Origin of the sequence: Streptococcus sp. C300, assembly GCF_000187645.1 — a bacterium.
Taxonomy (GTDB): domain Bacteria; phylum Bacillota; class Bacilli; order Lactobacillales; family Streptococcaceae; genus Streptococcus; species Streptococcus oralis_CQ.
This window is the reverse complement of the sequence record NZ_GL732469.1, coordinates 103,388-108,290: the sequence shown is the minus strand read 5'-3', so window position 1 is coordinate 108,290 and position 4,903 is coordinate 103,388. Positions and strand designations below refer to the sequence as shown.

Below are 4,903 nucleotides of genomic sequence, written 5' to 3'. Positions count from 1 at the left end.
AAGATTGGCCTCAAAGTCATAACGAGATTGACCAGAAATATGCTTATAGCTATTTCCTTCTTTTATTGCTGTAGCACCTGTATCCATTTCTTGATTTAAAAGATCGTTATCCATTTTTTCCAACTCTGATTGAATCTTTTGAGCTTTCTCAAAATGTTCTAAGAAACCACCAGCAACATGTGAACTAGCTTTTTTTATATTCTTATATTTTTTAAAATCAGTTTCACTCAGTGCCTTTGTACCATTTTTAGCTATAGCATCAAATATGTTTTTCTCCTCTTTGGTTGCTGCTGCTGCTTCTACCATATTCCAAAAGAAACCTGCAGCCGGGTTCATAGATACAATGTTCTTAGTTGTATTATAAGCCGATTCCAGCCATAAACGGTCTTTTTGCTTTCTAAGTTCTTCCATTTTATCTAATTTTTTAAGCTGATCCTGCTCCTTATAACTACTTACACTAATCGTTTCAGAGCCATCTTTTCGATCTATTCCTAAATCTTGGATTGTAAAGGTATATTCACCATTCTTCTTCGAAGAGGTAAAACTTCCTGCTTTAATATTTCGTTTAGTCGTCGCTGTAAAATCACCAATTTCCCCATTGCCTAGAGAAACTCTTTTAGCCGTAATTGTGGTCTTTCCAAATTTTTCAGTATTCATATACGTTAAAATATTATTTAGACGACCATAGCGAACGGAGGTTTCCTTTAATGCTTTTAAGCGTTCTTTTGCTTCCTCTTCCTCTTTTAACCATTCTTCATACTCTTTACTATTGTAGTCTTTTGGCATAGGCTTTCTCAACGATTGCCCCTTAGCATTAAGGCCATCTACAATCGTATCAATACTAGATGATAATTTCGCTGTATAGACTTGAACCTCTTTCACATCTCGATTAGAAAGAACCTCAAAGAATGCCCCTAATCCATCAACTTCACCTTTCTCAGCAGCCTTTTCTAGACGATTGGCAACTAGCATCGTCGTTGGGAGACTAGCATCATCCACTTTCGCTCTGGCTAATTTTTCAAAATAGTCTTTTTTTGTCTTATATCTAGATTCAGAAATTAAAACCTTTATGATTTCAACATCATCAGAGGTATAAGCCGCATCAAGATAATTGACATTATCCTGTCTTAAGTCACCTCGTTGGATAGCATCCAAAATATTTAAAGCTGGAATAGAAGTTATGGCCTTGGCATTTTGAGTCAAAATTGCTAAAGACTCAAAGGTCTCGGCTGACTTTGTTATGTCAGTCTCTAGTTTTTCATGAGCAGTCTTAATTCCCTTATGTGTTTCCTTTCGAGACTTCACTTCCTCCAAAATCAAACTGTCAGCTGTGGAATCAAAATTAGAAATTGTGGCATCCCCTTCTCCCATTACATCAACAGCTTGCTGAACTACTTTTATGACTTTACTTTTTACTATTGCAATTACATCACGTTGCTGGGCTTCCAAAGAGTTCGTTAGAGTGGTCATAGATTCATCATCTGTAAAAGCCAAGGAAGAAAAACCCAAACCTTTCAATTCTCCCGTAAAGGTGAAAACTTGTTGACCATAGGTCATGACAGCCTTTGGAGCATCTTTAAATACCGTTGTTTGTATCGCATTCAACTTCTCAAAGAATGCATTAATGGCCTCTGCCTTCTCACCTTCAAGGCTAGTATTAAACTCTCGGACTGTATCACTCGCCGCTTCTTCAAAACGTCCGCCAAAACTATGAATACTAGTTCCATAGCTGTCTAAACCGGCTATATTTTTCACTTGTATCGACATCTACCTCTCCTTTCTAGTTGCCATTTAAAGCCATATTTAAGGCGTACCGGGCATTTGATTCTGCCAACCGAGCGCTTTGTAAATCTGATTCTGCTTCCGAAATCTTACTATCCAGCAAAGACAAAATCTCATCCTTTTTTTCAGACAGCATTTTCTCTAATTTGTCCAAATCTTCTCTCTCTTGTTTTGCCTCATCATCATACTTTTCGCCTGCAATATAAGATGACAACGATGAGGATGTCCAGATATCTGTAGATTCATTTTTAACGTTCTTTCGCTCAGCTTCTAGTTCTGCTTTTCTACTAGCCGCTTGGCTTGTTACTGACGAAGCGCTATACAAGGCATTGGTCAACGCTATAATAGTTTTAATATCTTTAGCCATAGCTATCTTCCCTTTCTATATCATTAATACTTTCATTCTACTTGCTACCCCATCGGAAACATAGTAGTGTTCTTGTTCTTCTAATTGTGGCTCACGAACAGGTCTATTTGTGACAGTCAGAACTGATTGATCGCTTAAGCGAAGCCCGATAACAGCCTGCTTATAAGAGCGAGCCGTTTTTGAGACCACATCAATGTGTTTAGTAATCAACGGCGAACTCATTACAAGAGAACCATATCCAGCTCGTATTCCTTTATCTAGGACATAAGCCAATGTATCAAGCGCTTCTGAGTTTAATTCTCCCACCAATTCAGTTAAATTGTAGATAACTACTGTTGCGACATGTTCTCGCTGTTTGCCTTCTAACCGTTCCTGAATCTTGAACTCCATCATATCTAAGCCTTCTAGATATTCCTCTGGACTTGCAAGAATCGTCACTCCTTCCATTTCAGGTAAGTTATGATACTTCGGTGCCAAGACGATGACCTTCTGTTTCCCTTTGGCAATGTGTCTCACCAAGGCTGTCATCTGCTCTTCTTTATCTGTTAAGTAGAGAAGATTGCCTTTAGCCAGGTTCCAAGTAACAGGCTCAACTGTCTCCAAGTCAAGTCCTAATGGCACGAGGCCGTGTTCATAGGCAGTCTGCACGCTTGCTCGGCTATAGAAGTCTTTCTCGGTCAACTCCTCTGGCACCATCGGGATGGCACTTGGGCGCTGTCCGGTCCAGGCTTCTTGGAGGGAAGCGACTGCTTGGCGCAGGTTGTTGAGGACTTGAGTATCATTGGCTCCATAAACTGGGAGAGCCAGCTGGATGACATCTACCTCTTCACGCTTCATAAGGGCACGTCCCTTGATGTCTTCCATGGTCATGGCAAGGGGCGTAGAGCCCACGATAGCCCGCACTTCACCTGCCTCATTCTGTGGCAGGCTCAACTGGTGCTTGAAGTTCGAGTAGAGTTGAGCACGAAGGTTGGTTTGACGACCGGCTGTCACTAAGAGGTGAACCCCGATACTGAGACCTTCACGAGAGATACGCACCAAGAGCTTGAAGAGTTCCGCCTCATAGGCTTCTTCCTTGAAGGCTTCATAGCTATCTAAGAGGATGACAATAGCCGGCTCTTCCTGACCACTGGCCTGACGGTAGAGGTCTAAGGTCCCAACACCATAGTCCGCAAGGAGTTTCTTACGACGGTTAAGTTCTCTCTCCATGATTCGTACAAACTTAGAGATCTTCTCCGTTTGGTCCAAAAGCATGGTATCTGCCACCTGTGGAAGCTTGGACAATGGAGCCAAACCATTGGTACCAAAGTCCATCAAGTACATGGTAAGAGCCTTTGGACTGAATTTGCGAGCCAAGTCCATACCAGCAGTCTGAAGGAAGGTGGTCTTTCCTGTACCCGGACTTCCGTAAAGGAGGATATGACCATCCTTGGAGAGATTGATAGAGACAGCTTCCTGCTTCTGGGCCTGCGGGATATCTGCCATTCCAAGTAGAACTGAGAGTGGTTTCTCTTGTGCCCAGGCTACTGCTGGTTGCACTTCTTCCAGTTCGTCTAGTGCGATTCGCTCTTTGAGCGGTGGCAACCATGGCTGTGGTACTGGAGGAATCTCTTGTTCTTCACACAAGAGCTGGATATGGTGCACTATCGCATCCAACTCTGTTGGAACTTCCTTGATCTCATCCACATCTTCTAAGCCTGACAAGTCTTCATTCAAGATCTCATATTGGCCCAATTCATTGATCAGGTAGATAGTATGGTCCTCAATCCCCATATCGTCCTTGTCCGGCTGGTAATCTGCCCCTGACCAGGCTGACTGGAAGAGCTCATAGACTTCGTTATTCCCGACCTGTAGATAGGCACGTCCTGTCTGAGTGATCTCGGCTGCGTCCGGTGTATGAAGCATTTCATTTGAGTCCGAACGGTCCGCCACCTTAAGTGCGATCTTGAAGCGTGAGTTAGACCAGATCTGGTCATCCACCACACCAGATGGCTTCTGAGTAGCTAGGATCAAGTGGACCCCGAGGGAACGTCCGACCCGAGCGATGGATACCAGCTCCTTGATAAAGTCTGGCTGGTTAACCTTGAGCTCCGCAAACTCATCTGAGATGAGGAAGAGGTGAGGGAGCGGTTCTGTCGCTTCTCCGTTTTTAAATTTTTTCTGGTATTGATTGATATGGTTGACTTCAAACTCTCCAAAGAGTCGTTCACGACGATGGATCTCCGCATTGATCGAAGCCAGAGCCCGCATAGATTGGGCACCATCCAAGTTGGTAATCGTCCCCAAGAGATGGGGCAGATTTTTAAAGAGATTGGCCATCCCACCACCCTTGTAGTCAATCAGCAAGAAAGCCACATCATGAGGGTGGAAGTTAACAGCGAGGGATAGGATATAGGATTGGATGGTTTCTGACTTCCCTGAACCAGTCGTCCCTGCGATCAAACCATGAGGTCCATGGGCTTTTTCATGCAGATTGAGCTGAACCAGGTCATCTTGACCACGCAGACCAATTGGCACAGCCAAACTCTTGTAAGGTGCGTTCTTTTTCCAACGGCTCGATACCTGCAAATCCTCAAAGGTCTCCGCCCCATACATTTCCATAAAGGTCACAGAATCTGGGATCGAACTCTTAAGATTTTGGAGGTGATTGAGCGGTGCCAAGGTACGGGCGATCCGCTCCTTGTCATAATCTGCTGGGAAGTGGTCCAAACGGAAGTCCGTCTCTTTCAAAACTCCTTCTTCCATGACCAGTTG

At 43.6% G+C, this 4,903-nt stretch carries 3 protein-coding genes; all 3 read right to left on the bottom strand.

Annotated features, from left to right (window positions below; translation table 11 throughout):
- On the bottom strand, positions 1 to 1,767 hold a 1,767-nt coding region (locus HMPREF0849_RS10060), incomplete at its 3' end, for a hypothetical protein (RefSeq protein ID WP_009013726.1).
- Positions 1,768 to 1,780: 13 nt separating this feature from the next.
- Positions 1,781 to 2,149 carry a hypothetical protein gene (locus HMPREF0849_RS08240; RefSeq protein ID WP_001030004.1) on the bottom strand — a complete coding sequence of 123 codons (369 nt, stop codon included), beginning with the start codon at positions 2,147 to 2,149 and terminating at the stop codon, positions 1,781 to 1,783.
- A 15-nt stretch (positions 2,150 to 2,164) separates the two neighbouring features.
- A partial coding sequence (gene essC, locus HMPREF0849_RS08235; RefSeq protein WP_033605419.1) for a type VII secretion protein EssC occupies positions 2,165 to 4,903 on the bottom strand: 2,739 nt, incomplete at its 5' end.

What these genes read in the sequence shown, in the direction of transcription:
- HMPREF0849_RS08240 (WP_001030004.1), bottom strand. Translation starts at nt 2,149, where the DNA reads ATGGCTAAAGATATTAAAACTATTATAGCGTTGACCAATGCCTTGTAT.